Origin of the sequence: Yersinia pekkanenii, assembly GCF_001152565.1 — a bacterium.
Lineage (GTDB): Bacteria > Pseudomonadota > Gammaproteobacteria > Enterobacterales > Enterobacteriaceae > Yersinia > Yersinia pekkanenii.
The window spans coordinates 1-15,862 of the sequence record NZ_CQAZ01000071.1 but is presented as its reverse complement, the minus strand read 5'-3'; the positions used below and the strand labels follow the sequence as shown (position 1 = coordinate 15,862).

The following is a 15,862-nucleotide window of genomic DNA, read 5'->3' as shown; positions in this document are numbered from 1 at the left end:
ATGTTCAGAACAATGTTGGCCACCGCACCGACGACAAAATTGGTACTGGCTGTTTGGCCAACGCTATCACCCAACGTCGTTGCCGTAACACGACTTGTCCCCATTTTTATGTTGGTTAACGTGACTTCTGCATAACCATTACTGTCTGTAACTACTGGGTTTTGTGCTAAAACCGCACCATTACTCGCAACAAATATCACGTCAACACCCGATACCGGGTTGTTTCCTGCATCAACAACCCACGCACGTACTTTATTGGTATCAATGCCATCGGCTATCGCATTGTTATCAACCGTCATCAACGTAGAGATCAGTGCAGTACTCGGATCAGCGGTAAACGTCATCCCGACAGAAATGCTCGTCAGTGATGGAGAGGTCACGCTAACAACGCTTTCCCCGGCATTAACGCTGGTTAATGTGGCGGTAATGGTGCCATCTGAAGTGGTATTCAGCGATGAAGCAACCAGAACAGCCGAATTACTCGCTTGAATATTCAACGGTATATTCGGTACCGCATTACCATTTTTATCCTGCAATGTGAACCGGATTTCATTTTTGGCGATACCATTGGCAATCGCTCTATCCGTCACTTTAATGAAATGAATCGCTGCGGTAGAACCTGGCTCAAATCTCGTTTCAACCTGCCGAGACTGCGTTCCCAAGGTTGCCGTGACTATTGAGATCCCGGCAGCAGTGTTGGTCAAGGTAGAGTCGGCGATCCCTTCCGCATTGGTCGTCACTGCTTGTTCGATAACGGTTGCGCCATTAGTGGCACTGAATGTTACAGATTGGTTGGCAACGGCGTTCGCATGAACATCAGTCACTTTTGCTCGCACTGCATTCATCTCACTGCCATTCGCCAATGAATTATTGGTCATCACCGTCAGGTTCGTAGCAGTGATTTCAGCCGTACTTTCATCCGCAATAAACGTTGTATTTACATTGCGACTACCAACAGATCTCAGCGTCGCGCTGACAACACTCACACCAGCGACGGTATTCGTCAGGGTGGCAGTGGCAATACCATTAACCCCAGTTCTGGCTTCTGTTGTATTTAACACTGCCTGATTATTTGCTGCAAAATTGATAACCTGCCCGATGACCGGTTGGCCATTACCATCGGTTACGGTGGCTTCTACCTTGTTGGCGGCGGCCCCATTTGCCGCCATATTATCAACGGTTGTCACCAAGCGGCTGATCTCCATGATTTCTGGTTGAGTGACCTCAATGGTGGTCACCGCCCGATTTGAAGCATTCCCTTGGGCGTCATAGGCAATCGCGCTTATCGTATGGGTATTACTTGTTCTAAGAATATATTGATAAAAAGGCAATGTAATCGCTAATGAACTCTGAGAAAGCTTAGAGGTCAGACCACCTGCACTTTCTAATGGTGTGGTATCCCAGTCTATGCGACTAAATCCATATTTTGCTTGTACCTGTGCCGTCAATGTAATAGCACCGCCACCCGTGCCGCTGATCCTCTCAGGCAAAGTCAGTCGTATTAATTCCTGCTTTTTATAATCCAGAACAATATTGTTATTGCGGTCAACCAGATCATAACGCCCCCCCGCCAGTGCCCGGCTGGCCGCCACCGCTGACGGATCAATCTGAGCACTCCACCTTTCCCCCATCCGATAATTTAACTGAACATTAACGTTGGTGTCGTTGGTATTACCTTTACCCACTCGGTGTTCTGCACCGAGTGTCACTAACGGAACCGGGGTGTAATTAACGCCCATCGTCAGCGCATGAGGATTTTTCTGGCGGTCATCCTTACCAAACAACGCGACTTCATCACCACGGTATTTTTCATACATTAACTTACCGCCCAATTGTGGGTAAGTAGGTAAGTAGGCATCTGTCCGAATATCGAAACCGTTTGCTGGACGCTCATCATAATTGGCAAAGTCGCGTGACTGATGCCAATCCGTCAGACCAAAATAGGTGTTAGCTGAAAGTTTGAGATAATCAGTTGCCGCTTCAACGCCCACACCAACCCGCCGGTTTTTCCCAGTGAGATCATTGTCAAAGAAAGCATTAGCACCATACATCAAATTATCTTGATAATGGCGTACGCCCGCACCGATATTCGCGGTATTACGGCTATCTTTATTACGAACACCAAGCTGAGTAAACAGCAGTGAGCTTTCACTGTCTTTGAGTGGAACCAGCAGATCCAGAGCACTGTTATTTAGCTTAAAATTGTTATCAACATTTAACTGTACCCGCGCAGTACCAAATTGATTCAACCATTGTTGAGAAGATGAATTAACTTCGTTAGTCACCGCTGAACGCGCCATATTACTTGCCGCATCAGAGGTATTTTTATTAGAAAGTAACGTACCTGCGCTCATTGCTTTACTGGCTAACTGGTCTTCAACATTTTTCTTGTTATTTTCATTAGGATTATTGCTAAAGAATGAGGATTCTTTACGGGGAACTTCGATCTCATCCCCTGTAGTCAGTGATGAAAATGGCTTGGAAAAAGTACGATAGCTATTAATTTTCTTCAGTTCATCAATGGTGAGATTGTATTTTTTAGCTATTGATTGAACTGAGTCGCCAGGGCCGAGTACATAAGACTCCGTCGCTCGCGCAGCCGGAGGTAATAGGGATGTACCTGCGGGAATAGTGACTGACAGTGGGGCTGAGTTTGCACTATTTGCTGCGGCTGCAATTACAGGGGCAAAAGAGAGGCTTAATGGAAAGGCTAATTGAAAGAAAAGTGTAATCCATGCAATAACTTTTATTTTTCGGGTATGCCCTTTTTCTTGCATATCATGGCTACGAGAAGTGCTATGACACCACTTCCCTTTCCAAGAATGGATTATGGCCCTACAATAATTGAACATAGACACTTGACTCACAAATAAAATGCAATTAATAAAAAATCCTAAACAATGTAAAACTTCACCTGCATTGCTCAAAGACAATCTAAATTAAAAAGGTGTAAAAAAGTCATTAAAACAAGCCATTTACAACGACAAGAACAACCGCATAACTAGCTGAATCCATTTACAATAAAGTCAATTACCCATAATTTTAGTTGTCGTTTTCGTGTTTTTTGATTAAATATAAATCTGTCAACTATCATGAGATGTATAATTCAATATTTAATACACCAGCAGTCAAAAATCCTGTTAAATGCCATCGCAACCCTCGTTTGACATTTATTATTAAAAAATATTAACTAACATTACCGCATGAAACTCACTCGTCAAATCCCCGACCAAAAACATCTTCACTAAAAATTAAATTTCACGCAAAAAACCACATCAGATAATCTGCAGTTAGAATTATAGGTGGCATAAAAACCATTAATTAGCACAAAAAATTGGTGGGGGGAACCACCTAAAGTAGCGTCATCTCAACAAGCTAAAATCGATTGTTATCTCAGATGATAAATATTGTGCATATACGCAATTATGTCAAATATAGAAGTACCATTAGTGACGGAAATCTCAAGTAGAGATTCACATTGATATTATTCGCGAATAATATTCTAAAAAAGCGCCAAACACTCTCTTTAACATAAAAAAATCTATATTTTAGGATGATCCTCGAAATACTTAGCCTGCTAATTATCATCCAGGTAATGTAGAGCGTGGCGCAGGCTATTGTTTCCCTAATAATTACTATTTTCACTCTCTATCAGGTAGGGACACCCTTTTGTCATCGTTATATCCCATTACATTAACAATTCTTAATATTTAACACTAAAAAATAAAACCGTTAATGCCCATAATAAAAATCAGTTCCCATATAAAGAAAATAGGTATTAGGCACTGTCGCGTAACAGCCGAGAATTGTCTGCGGATAAAACATGGGGGGGAGTGGGTTGGAGAAATACCGCTTAAGCAATAGCCGTATTTATGATTTTCCGACTCGCTGGACAGCGATTGTGGTACTGGAGGATCAGAACCATACAAATTGGCACTAATTTTATGGATAATCCTTTGCTCAACGAGGCCCGAAGCGCCATTAACAAAGTACTATATGGTGCCGGTGGGGGTAAAACATCACATGGTCATACAGAGTTAAATCTTTCGTGAGAAGCGCATTCAGTAACGCCATACACAGCCTCATGCATGATGGCAAACGGCATATTGTTAATGAGTGAGAAAAACCAGATGGCAGCCACTACTCAATACCCGCTTGCATGGCTGGCGGCCCAAAGGCAAAACCCGATAGGGTGAGGGTGAGGGAGAAGAGCAACAATGCGCTAATAAGCATTAATTTTATAACCACTCGATCCGGAACAGTAAATCGGGTGACAACATGACTCTATTTGTCAGATACGTAGGTCAGCGGCAGTGATGATATTATTGGAATTCATCAGAATAATACGTCTCACCGTCGTATCGCTCAGTGTTTGAGGAGCGGTATAAACCGTGCTATGTCCCTTAGGGAAGCTCGGAACGGTAAACTCCTGAAAAATCCGCTGCTCTACCTGGCTGATCCCGCCTTCGAGCATATCCTGAACATGAACCAGAATATGGGTGCGTAAATGACGTCGCTTTAGCTGGTTGATGAATCCGGGGAAGACCTGCGGCACCAGAGAACACAAACAGGCTTCAGCAATAAAGAACTGGCCGATTAGCAGTCGCTCGGTACTAAAAGCCGCAGTACCGGAAGCGATTTTTTGGCTATCCAGACTTTTCAGAGTAAGGTTATTTTTACTTATTTTTAAATAAAAAAATGACATATTTTAAAGTACCTCATTGTACTGACATTTTAAATAATCGGGAGATGCCCGCATATTTTGTGGTATCTAGGTTGCTATTTGATAATAATCATCTTTTTCACTAACACTGACGATTTTATGAAAAGGCAACCGTTCTGTAGAACCGGTTGGACCCGTAATGTTTAAATGCTCTGCCTGGATACCCACCCGATGCACTCCCTCAAGTCTGGAGACAGATTGAGTAATAGAACGAGAGATCGAATGAATAAACATAGACCTCATTTTATTTACAATACGACTTCGCATTTTTGTTTTAAAAAGTAACTCAATGAGATGGTGACCATAACGATGCCATAAACCAATATAAAGAACCGCTGCACTAATCAATGCAATGATTGACTCAGGTTTAATCATAAATAATGATTCCGCGCCACCGGCCCTCCCCCCCAAGACTGGAAAGTAAAAGAGAATGAAGGGGATAAGAAACGGTACCATTACTTTAAAATAAAATGACACATACCGAACTATAATCGGATCCATTTTTTTCAAACGATTATCATAATCAACCAAACGGTTAATAATTATCTCTTCTCTTAACTTACTGACGTCTTCTGCATTAATGCTAAATTGAATTTCCATTATGCATGCCTGCTTTTTGTCATTCGCCTCAGCATCAACCCCAGCATCAGTATGACTCCCGGCCCCCAGACCCACCAGAGTTCAGATTTAATCACTGCAATTCCATTGGGTTTGAGGTACTGGCTAAGCTGGAACGGTGCCACTTTAATCACTTGTACCGGTGCAAAAAAACGTTCCTGTGACCAAGGCCAGAGCCATCCAACCCCCATTCCGCCGGTGGTTAATGAGTCCAAAACACTGTGAGAGAGTAATGACAAGGTTAAAAACCACCATATACGCCCATAACTGGCATTGAAGCAGCGGCGGAAGAACAATGCCAACGTAGGTAATAAAAAAGCGAACAACAATGAATGGGTAAATCCGCGATGACCAAAGGCATTGCCGTAAGCAATACCTAGCTTAAAAGAGAGAACATCCAGATCGGGGATCATAGAGAAAACGATGCCGGTCAACAGTAACGCCGGAGGAATAACTTTCTTGCCCAGCCCCAATCCGATACAGAGAGGAACGGCAGCGTGGGTAATAATGGTTGGCATGATAAATGTCCGGTATAGGGATTATGAAAAACCTGCCCATATAAGCTTTGATTAATTTCCAGAGCAGCGATTCGGTCAAATAATTTATTTTGATAATAATGAATACTATTGTTAATACCTGTTGACCAATAATTTACTATTGCCTTTCAATCAGATTCGGCGTTTACGCTATTTCTTGATGCGATACCGGCACACCTACTTTTACTTTGTGAACCGCCCGCAGTCGCGACAACAGATGCGGGCCCGGNGGGCCCGGCTCGTTTTGCCACCATCGGGCCACACTCGCGTACTTCACCGTATTTAGAGACGAAAAAGCAACTGGATACCCATCCGGCAGGGCATCAAGCCTTAGAGAGTGCTGCTTGCTACATTCATCACGTTATCTTCCCTGATAAAACATCAAAACGCCCCCCCCTGGTTGAGATAGTGTTGTTGCTTAAGGTGCCGCATCAACACCCGGCCTTCCGGCATAAATGCCGTGCCGTAACGCACCAGTCCCAGCCCTTTCAGCTCCGCCTCAATGGCGTACTCCAGATGGCCAGGGGCAGTCTGCGGCAGCAAAATAACCTGCAAGCTTTTCAGGCGCGGCTCGTATTTCAGCAGCGTGGCGGACAGGGTGGTCAGCAATGAATGCGCCGTACCCGGCAATCCCTGTAGGATCTCGCTCATGTCCGGCAGGCCATAATCGGGCAGATGACTGAGTGTTCCGGCCCGGCAGTTAAGAATGCGCTGCATGTTATCCAGCACCGAGAGAATGACCTGGTTTTCGTCACTAACCTGATGCAGTTCAAGCCCGCCAGTGAAATTGCCCAGCAATTGCTCATACAGCGATGGCGAGGAGGCGTCCGGCATTATTTTTTCTCCGCCCGCAATGTCAGGCTGTTATTACCTAACTCAAGGGTCCGAGGTTTATCGGGATGCAGGTCGTCCAGCGTGAGTATCAGACGCCAGTGGTCTTTAGCCATATCCGGATGGCGGAACAACGCCACCACCGCCACAAACTGGGTCTCTTTTTCCATCGGCATATCCAGGGTTACCGCACCGCCGGGTTTCACCACCACACTGCGGCTGGCCAGCAGGTCATCTTTAAGCGCCGCCTCCCCGTCGCTTGCCAGTTGCTGATACACCGTTTTGAGGAAGGTTTTATCATCACGTAACTGATAAATCCGCACCATCACCGGCTCCGATGACGAGTTCGCCTCATGCTCATCGGTATTCAGGGCTTCACGGGCGGTAAAGTCCAGATGCAGCACCTTTATCTGCTTATAAAACAGTGATTTTGTGGCCGACACGGTGCTATCAGTCACCGTTTGCGTCAGCCCACAGCCACTGAGCAATAAGACCAATGCGGGGATGCAGATTTTATTTTTCCAATCGATAGTTAACACGTCGGTTTCCTTCTTGATGTGTCTCTGGAGCCAGCCCACTGTAGTGCCCCAGCTCCACGGTATAGTATTCAGGTATATCGTCTGATAGCGTATCGCCATCCAGCCCCAGCACCCCGGTCAGTCCCAGCCTGACCGGCGTCTCATCCAACACCAACGCCGGCAGCAACCGGGTGGCGACCGTCAGTTGAATACAGGCTCGATAGCGCCAACCCAGATAGACCCGCAGCAGCACCAGAAAATCGGTATACAGCAGGCCATCCGGTAACCAGTCACGAGCCTCGTCGCGATCTTCCGTCTGCAGAGAAATCAGCAACTGACTGTTGGCATCAATGGCCTCATCACCCAGCACGGTGTAACCGTCCAGCCAGTTGACCCCTTCATCGGCAAACGCCATCGGAGAGGTCAGGCGCACCCTGCGCAGGCAATGGGGTGTGACATCCGCCTGGGTAAAGGGGGCCAGCAGTCGCACCAGTGCCTGTACCCCTTCCGCGGTTCGCCCCGGTTGACGCATCACGCCCAGCAGGGCCAAAAAGCGCGATGTCGGGGTGGCAAAATGCTGCTGCGAACCGGGAATACCCATACCTATCAGCCCCAACAGGCTCTGAGAGGTATTGTCTGTGCCGCCCGACTCGAAAGTGGCCGGATAGGAGTATTTGCGCCAGATGCGATAAAACTGCGTCATAAAACGGTGGTTGAAGATATCGAGGAACCCTTCCAGCGCCTCATGCCCTTCGCGCTGCTGGGTGATATCGTCGATATAGGCCGTCGGCAGGGGCGAATCCACACCGTACAACCCCATAAAGGTGGTGCGCGCCGTCAACGGGGCCTCAGGCTGCTCCGGATCAGTTTCCAGCGCCTTCAGCTCACTGACCGGGAAACCCATGCCCGGATGCGGACGAAAACGCACCGGGTCATCCGCCTGGCTGTGGGTACTGCCGAGCGGCAAGGTTCCCGGTTGTTGCTCCAGCAACTGACAGAAGCGGTAAAAATTGATCTGGCCGATATCCCGCTTAAGCCGGGTGATTAGCCGGGAAGGCGGGACTGATGATTCTCTTCCCATTCCAAACGTTCTCCTGTCGGTTGCAGTATCAGAGTCAGGCGATTAAACAGATGAATATCGGTATACAGGGCAAAGAAGCGACTGAGCATTTCCCCAAACAGACAAATATCCCCGGTACCGGTAAAGCCGTTGCTGTCGAGGGTGATTTCAATGTGTACCCCGCGCAGCAAATAGCCCCGTTCAAAGCGTTCAATTTCGCTGTGTTTGACCTCGGCAATAGCCTCCAGCCGACGGCGATTCATTTCATTGTCCGTCCAGTCATACAGCGCCAGCGTGCCGCGCAGCACTTCAGCGTTATCCATCATCCACAGAAAACTGCTGCCCAGATGGCTCAGCACCCGCCAGTGAAAACGGTCACGGTTGGGCGGATAGCACGGCAATGACGGCGCCGACAGATTACGCACCCGAACCTGAGCCCCGGTGGATTTCACCGCGGTATCCAGTACCGTGCTTTGTAGCGCTTTACGCGGTAACTGCCCATTGGTGCCGGTCAGGCTCAGCGACAAGTTTTCATTATCCGGTACGCTGTGGTTATCAAACGCCTCGCCCCCCAGCACCAGCCAGGTATCGTGTAACCCCGAAGGCCCGCGTTTGACCCGCGTATGGTAGTAATACTCCGGCGCATCATGGCGCAGCATCCCGCCCTTGTGGCGGAAACTGGTGAAAGGGACATAAACCTGATGCCCGCTATGGCGGGAAGAAATCACTGAATCTACCGAATAAATTTCGGTATAGCCGTCCTGAATGCGCATCGGGCGCAGCTGATATTCGGTCTGTAATGAAGAGAGCGACAGCGGGTCCGATTCCAGCGGGAACAGGTTAATCACTGGCACACAATGCAGGCGCAGATTCTTTTCGGAGAACGAAAAATCATGTTGCCAACGTTTTTCCAGCACCACCTCAATCTCAAACCACGGCAATTCCGCTGGCAGTTCGACCCCCTCCAACCCCTTCAACGCAACAAACATAAACTTTTCGCGGAAGGTGAAGTACTCCAGCAGGAGCTGATAACCACTGAACGCACTGTCGGCCTTCGGCCACAGTGTATCCTTCTCCCCGAACCCCAGCGGCGCGAAATGGCCGTCCAGCGGCTGGCGATCAGCCTGCCCCGGCAGACGGATCCAGAGTTTGGCGGTATTCAGGGTCAGCGCCTCATGCAGGGCACAAGCCAGCGGCGCATCGGCATCAAAATAGAGCGGCAGGCGGCTCAAATTGATACGGCTCCAGTCGGCCAGCGCGCTGCAATCAAAGCGCAGCCGGATAACCGAGCGACCATCGNGATCTGGCCGATATCCCGCTTAAGCCGGGTGATTAGCCGGGAAGGCGGGACTGATGATTCTCTTCCCATTCCAAACGTTCTCCTGTCGGTTGCAGTATCAGAGTCAGGCGATTAAACAGATGAATATCGGTATACAGGGCAAAGAAGCGACTGAGCATTTCCCCAAACAGACAAATATCCCCGGTACCGGTAAAGCCGTTGCTGTCGAGGGTGATTTCAATGTGCACCCCGCGCAACAAATAGCCCCGTTCAAAGCGTTCAATTTCGCTGTGTTTGACCTCGGCAATAGCCTCCAGCCGACGGCGATTCATTTCATTGTCCGTCCAGTCATACAGCGCCAGCGTGCCACGCAGCACTTCGGCGTTATCCATCATCCACAGAAAACTACTGCCCAGATGGCTCAGTACCCGCCAGTGAAAACGGTCGCGGTTGGGTGGATAACACGGCAATGACGGCGCGGACAGATTACGCACCCGAACCTGAGCCCCGGTGGATTTCACCGCGGTATCCAGTACCGTGCTTTGTAGCGCTTTACGCGGTAACTGCCCATTGGTGCCGGTCAGGCTCAGCGACAAGTTTTCATTATCCGGTACGCTGTGGTTATCAAACGCCTCGCCCCCCAGCACCAGCCAGGTATCGTGTAACCCCGAAGGCCCGCGTTTGACCCGCGTATGGTAATAATACTCCGGTGCATCATGGCGCAGCATCCCGCCCTTATGGCGGAAACTGGTGAACGGGACATAGACCTGATGCCCGGTATGGCGCGAGGATATCACCGAGTCCACCGAATAAATTTCGGTATAGCCATCCTGAATACGCATCGGGCGCAGCTGATACTCGGTCTGTAATGAAGAGAGCGACAGCGGGTCCGATTCCAGCGGGAACAGGTTAATCACCGGCACACAATGCAGGCGCAGGTTCTTTTCGGAGAACGAAAAATCATGTTCCCAGCGTTTTTCCAGCACCACATCAATCTCAAACCACGGCAGTTCCGCCGGCAGCTCAACCCCGTCCAGCCCCTGCAACGCGACAAACATAAACTTTTCGCGGAAGGTGAAGTACTCCAGCAAGAGCTGATAACCGCTGAATGCACTGTCGGCCTTCGGCCACAGCGTATCCTGCTCACCAAACCCCAGCGGCGCGAAATGGCCGTCCAGCGGCTGGCGATCGGCCTGCCCCGGCAGACGGATCCAGAGTTTGGCGGTATTCAGGGTCAGCGCCTCATGCAGGGCACAGGCCAGCGGCGCATCGGCATCAAAATAGAGCGGCAGGCGGCTCAGGTTGATACGGCTCCAGTCGGCCAGCGCGCTGCAATCAAAGCGCAGCCGGATAACCGAGCGGCCATCGGGTTCACTGTCCAATTTGGCTCGGCTCAATGTCAGCGGGAGCAAGTCCATATCCTGCGTGGTGGTGTAGCGGCAACGGGTTTCACGCTCGCCAATGGGGCGGGACAGCACTTCAAAACCTTTGCTCACCCCCATGCGCTCTTTCATCCCCTGCCATTGTGGGGTGAACTCCACAATAGAAAGCGACGGAATAGTGCGCAGGTAGTGCGGCCACAGCAGGCTGACCAACCCTTCGGTCAGTTCCGGCAGGTCATCATCCAATTTCTCCCGCAGTCGGCCCATCAGAAAGGCAAAGCCTTCAAACAGACGTTCCACATAGGGGTCACGCGCCCCGGCTTTATCCAGATTTAATCCGGCAGCCCGATCAGGGTGCGCACGAGCAAACTCTTCGCCCGCTTCGCGCAGGTAGCGCATTTCAGCGTCAAAATAACGCAGGGTTAAGTCGTCCATAATGATATTTTTCATTGTGCTAATGGAAAGGGTGAAATACAGGAAAACAGTGTTTCAGAAACAGCGTAAAGCAAGGAAAAACACGTTTTTTATGCAATATTTTTCTTTTCGGTTATCCGCATAATACGGCTGCACGGGCCGGGTCAAGGGCAATAAGCCCACTGAGCAAGCTTTCCATTTCGGCATGCAGGCGGGGTTTGTCACTGTCGCTGCGTTGTGCTTTTATCCGCAGCAGCTTCAGACTTCGGGCTTTGACTTCAAACGCCAACCCCGGCTCCCACTGCGGTAAGGTTAGCAATGCGCCACTGACATCAAGGTCACTCAGCAGATGCAGGGCCATATCGTTCTTACCGTATTGCTCCGCCACCCGGGCCATCACCAGACGCAGCAGCCACTGATGGCGCGCCGTGGTAATACCCGGACGGGATTGCAACCAGTTAAGTGCGGCTTCAATCCCTTCGCTGTCCGCCTGAGCCAGAGCTTCTGGCTCCAGCAACAGAATGCCATCTTCACCGGATGACACCACGGCAGCAGGTTCGCTGCCCCAGCCCGACACCGACTCCAGCACCTGCTGGTTTATCCACCCCAGCGTCACCTCATCGGCAAACGGCGTGCCGTCACTCCAGCATAGCCCTTCCAGCCCCGGCAGCCGGGTCAGTAACAGACGTAAATCCTGGGTGATACAAGCTGCCCAGCCATCGAATGGGGCTCCCGCTTTGCTGAGTGCCTGATGCAGATACCACTGCACATCGAGCCAGAAATGGTTGACCCCTTCGGCAAATATCGATTCCGCCTGTTCCAACAACTCCAGCCAGTTTTGTTGCAGATAAAGACGCTTGAGCAGCGCGCGATATTCCGGGCGCGGCGGTACCAGTCGGGTTCGTCCACTCACATCCAACGGCGGTGACTGGTGTACCGTATCCCAGCGCACGCTCTTGATGAGATGATGCCCGGAGAGCCACCCCTGCGGCTNGGTACTGCCGAGCGGCAAGGTTCCCGGTTGTTGCTCCAGCAACTGACAGAAGCGGTAAAAATTGATCTGGCCGATATCCCGCTTAAGCCGGGTGATTAGCCGGGAAGGCGGGACTGATGATTCTCTTCCCATTCCAAACGTTCTCCTGTCGGTTGCAGTATCAGAGTCAGGCGATTAAACAGATGAATATCGGTATACAGGGCAAAGAAGCGACTGAGCATTTCCCCAAACAGACAAATATCCCCGGTACCGGTAAAGCCGTTGCTGTCGAGGGTGATTTCAATGTGTACCCCGCGCAGCAAATAGCCCCGTTCAAAGCGTTCAATTTCGCTGTGTTTGACCTCGGCAATAGCCTCCAGCCGACGGCGATTCATTTCATTGTCCGTCCAGTCATACAGCGCCAGCGTGCCGCGCAGCACTTCAGCGTTATCCATCATCCACAGAAAACTGCTGCCCAGATGGCTCAGCACCCGCCAGTGAAAACGGTCACGGTTGGGCGGATAGCACGGCAATGACGGCGCCGACAGATTACGCACCCGAACCTGAGCCCCGGTGGATTTCACCGCGGTATCCAGTACCGTGCTTTGTAGCGCTTTACGCGGTAACTGCCCATTGGTGCCGGTCAGGCTCAGCGACAAGTTTTCATTATCCGGTACGCTGTGGTTATCAAACGCCTCGCCCCCCAGCACCAGCCAGGTATCGTGTAACCCCGAAGGCCCGCGTTTGACCCGCGTATGGTAGTAATACTCCGGCGCATCATGGCGCAGCATCCCGCCCTTGTGGCGGAAACTGGTGAAAGGGACATAAACCTGATGCCCGCTATGGCGGGAAGAAATCACTGAATCTACCGAATAAATTTCGGTATAGCCGTCCTGAATGCGCATCGGGCGCAGCTGATATTCGGTCTGTAATGAAGAGAGCGACAGCGGGTCCGATTCCAGCGGGAACAGGTTAATCACCGGCACACAATGCAGGCGCAGGTTCTTTTCGGAGAACGAAAAATCATGTTCCCAGCGTTTTTCCAGCACCACATCAATCTCAAACCACGGCAGTTCCGCCGGCAGCTCAACCCCGTCCAGCCCCTGCAACGCGACAAACATAAACTTTTCGCGGAAGGTGAAGTACTCCAGCAAGAGCTGATAACCGCTGAATGCACTGTCGGCCTTCGGCCACAGCGTATCCTGCTCACCAAACCCCAGCGGCGCGAAATGGCCGTCCAGCGGCTGGCGATCGGCCTGCCCCGGCAGACGGATCCAGAGTTTGGCGGTATTCAGGGTCAGCGCCTCATGCAGGGCACAGGCCAGCGGCGCATCGGCATCAAAATAGAGCGGCAGGCGGCTCAGGTTGATACGGCTCCAGTCGGCCAGCGCGCTGCAATCAAAGCGCAGCCGGATAACCGAGCGGCCATCGGGTTCACTGTCCAATTTGGCTCGGCTCAATGTCAGCGGGAGCAAGTCCATATCCTGCGTGGTGGTGTAGCGGCAACGGGTTTCACGCTCGCCAATGGGGCGGGACAGCACTTCAAAACCTTTGCTCACCCCCATGCGCTCTTTCATCCCCTGCCATTGTGGGGTGAACTCCACAATAGAAAGCGACGGAATAGTGCGCAGGTAGTGCGGCCACAGCAGGCTGACCAGCCCTTCGGTCAGTTCCGGCAGGTCATCATCCAGTTTTTCCCGCAGTCGGCCCATCAGAAAGGCAAAGCCTTCAAACAGGCGTTCGACATAGGGGTCACGCGCCCCGGCTTTATCCAGATTTAATCCGGCAGCCCGATCAGGGTGCGCACGCGCAAACTCTTCGCCCGCTTCGCGCAGGTAGCGCATTTCGGCGTCAAAATAACGCAGGGTTAAGTCGTCCATAGGGATATTTTTCATTGTGCTAATGGAAAGGGTGAAATACAGGGAAACTGTGCTTCAGAAACAGTGTGGAGAAAGAGAAAATAATTTTTTCATGAGGTCGACTCTTCCTCAGCCCCGTGTCGTGCCTTTATTTTTCATACGCGCTATTCATCAGTGACGGAATAAACCGGGCCTGACACGGGCAACTACTTTGGCTATCCAAGGTACCCGCAAACTTGCGGCCATTTACCGAATCGCCGGGAACGTGGCCGACAATGATATAGGTTCCCGGNCCCGCTTAAGCCGGGTGATTAGCCGGGAAGGCGGGACTGATGATTCTCTTCCCATTCCAAACGTTCTCCTGTCGGTTGCAGTATCAGAGTCAGGCGATTAAACAGATGAATATCGGTATACAGGGCAAAGAAGCGACTGAGCATTTCCCCAAACAGACAAATATCCCCGGTACCGGTAAAGCCGTTGCTGTCGAGGGTGATTTCAATGTGTACCCCGCGCAGCAAATAGCCCCGTTCAAAGCGTTCAATTTCGCTGTGTTTGACCTCGGCAATAGCCTCCAGCCGACGGCGATTCATTTCATTGTCCGTCCAGTCATACAGCGCCAGCGTGCCGCGCAGCACTTCAGCGTTATCCATCATCCACAGAAAACTGCTGCCCAGATGGCTCAGCACCCGCCAGTGAAAACGGTCACGGTTGGGCGGATAGCACGGCAATGACGGCGCCGACAGATTACGCACCCGAACCTGAGCCCCGGTGGATTTCACCGCGGTATCCAGTACCGTGCTTTGTAGCGCTTTACGCGGTAACTGCCCATTGGTGCCGGTCAGGCTCAGCGACAAGTTTTCATTATCCGGTACGCTGTGGTTATCAAACGCCTCGCCCCCCAGCACCAGCCAGGTATCGTGTAACCCCGAAGGCCCGCGTTTGACCCGCGTATGGTAGTAATACTCCGGCGCATCATGGCGCAGCATCCCGCCCTTGTGGCGGAAACTGGTGAAAGGGACATAAACCTGATGCCCGCTATGGCGGGAAGAAATCACTGAATCTACCGAATAAATTTCGGTATAGCCGTCCTGAATGCGCATCGGGCGCAGCTGATATTCGGTCTGTAATGAAGAGAGCGACAGCGGGTCCGATTCCAGCGGGAACAGGTTAATCACTGGCACACAATGCAGGCGCAGATTCTTTTCGGAGAACGAAAAATCATGTTGCCAACGTTTTTCCAGCACCACCTCAATCTCAAACCACGGCAATTCCGCTGGCAGTTCGACCCCCTCCAACCCCTTCAACGCAACAAACATAAACTTTTCGCGGAAGGTGAAGTACTCCAGCAAGAGCTGATAACCGCTGAATGCACTGTCGGCCTTCGGCCACAGCGTATCCTGCTCACCAAACCCCAGCGGCGCGAAATGGCCGTCCAGCGGCTGGCGATCAGCCTGCCCCGGCAGACGGATCCAGAGTTTGGCGGTATTCAGGGTCAGCGCCTCATGCAGGGCACAAGCCAGCGGCGCATCGGCATCAAAATAGAGCGGCAGGCGGCTCAAATTGATACGGCTCCAGTCGGCCAGCGCGCTGCAATCAAAGCGCAGCCGGATAACCGAGCGACCATCGGGTTCACTGTCCAATTTGGCTCGGCTCAATGTCAGCGGGAGCA

At 51.0% G+C, this 15,862-nt stretch carries 10 protein-coding genes and 3 pseudogenes; all 13 read right to left on the bottom strand.

Annotated elements, in window-relative coordinates; genetic code table 11:
* Positions 1-2,852, bottom strand: a 2,852-nt coding sequence (locus AEP37_RS21240) for an invasin-like inverse autotransporter protein (protein WP_049615212.1), incomplete at its 3' end; no start/stop codon positions are given.
* Between the two features lie 1,439 nt (positions 2,853-4,291).
* A complete protein-coding gene (locus AEP37_RS21235; protein WP_049615209.1) occupies positions 4,292-4,705 on the bottom strand; it encodes a YjaA family stress response protein in 414 nt (137 codons plus the stop codon).
* A 66-nt stretch (positions 4,706-4,771) separates the two neighbouring features.
* Positions 4,772-5,323 (bottom strand): hypothetical protein, encoded by a 552-nt coding sequence (locus AEP37_RS21230; protein WP_049615208.1) that lies wholly within the window; start codon positions 5,321-5,323, stop codon positions 4,772-4,774.
* The gene (locus tag AEP37_RS21225; protein WP_049615207.1) at positions 5,323-5,859 is read right to left on the bottom strand and encodes a metal-dependent hydrolase; all 537 of its coding nucleotides are present in this window, start codon (positions 5,857-5,859) and stop codon (positions 5,323-5,325) included. The genes AEP37_RS21230 and AEP37_RS21225 overlap by 1 nt, the downstream gene beginning before the upstream one ends.
* A 399-nt stretch (positions 5,860-6,258) precedes the next feature.
* Positions 6,259-6,711 carry a type VI secretion system baseplate subunit TssE gene (gene tssE, locus AEP37_RS21220; protein WP_049615206.1) on the bottom strand — a complete coding sequence of 151 codons (453 nt, stop codon included), beginning with the start codon at positions 6,709-6,711 and terminating at the stop codon, positions 6,259-6,261.
* Positions 6,711-7,247, bottom strand: coding sequence for a type VI secretion system lipoprotein TssJ (gene tssJ / locus AEP37_RS21215; RefSeq protein WP_049615205.1), 537 nt, complete (start codon positions 7,245-7,247; stop codon positions 6,711-6,713). Before tssJ ends, tssE begins: the two co-directional genes overlap by 1 nt.
* Positions 7,222-8,307 (bottom strand): type VI secretion system baseplate subunit TssG, encoded by a 1,086-nt coding sequence (gene tssG / locus AEP37_RS21210; protein ID WP_049615204.1) that lies wholly within the window; start codon positions 8,305-8,307, stop codon positions 7,222-7,224. The genes tssJ and tssG overlap by 26 nt, the downstream gene beginning before the upstream one ends.
* Positions 8,271-9,590, bottom strand: a pseudogene (gene tssF / locus AEP37_RS21205) (type VI secretion system baseplate subunit TssF); the annotation flags it as partial. The pseudogene tssF (AEP37_RS21205) and the gene tssG, both read right to left, overlap by 37 nt.
* A 28-nt stretch (positions 9,591-9,618) precedes the next feature.
* A complete protein-coding gene (tssF, locus tag AEP37_RS21200; RefSeq protein ID WP_042820780.1) occupies positions 9,619-11,382 on the bottom strand; it encodes a type VI secretion system baseplate subunit TssF in 1,764 nt (587 codons plus the stop codon).
* A gap of 112 nt (positions 11,383-11,494) precedes the next feature.
* Positions 11,495-12,354, bottom strand: a pseudogene (locus tag AEP37_RS21195) (type VI secretion system domain-containing protein); the annotation flags it as partial.
* A gap of 96 nt (positions 12,355-12,450) precedes the next feature.
* Positions 12,451-14,214: a type VI secretion system baseplate subunit TssF gene (gene tssF, locus AEP37_RS21190; protein ID WP_049615203.1), complete on the bottom strand. Its 1,764-nt coding sequence runs from the start codon at positions 14,212-14,214 to the stop codon at positions 12,451-12,453.
* A 133-nt stretch (positions 14,215-14,347) separates the two neighbouring features.
* Positions 14,348-14,473 (bottom strand): annotated as a pseudogene (locus AEP37_RS28080) (polymorphic toxin type 44 domain-containing protein); the annotation flags it as partial.
* 31 nt (positions 14,474-14,504) lie between these two features.
* Positions 14,505-15,862, bottom strand: a 1,358-nt coding sequence (gene tssF, locus AEP37_RS21185; RefSeq protein WP_049615202.1) for a type VI secretion system baseplate subunit TssF, incomplete at its 5' end; no start/stop codon positions are given.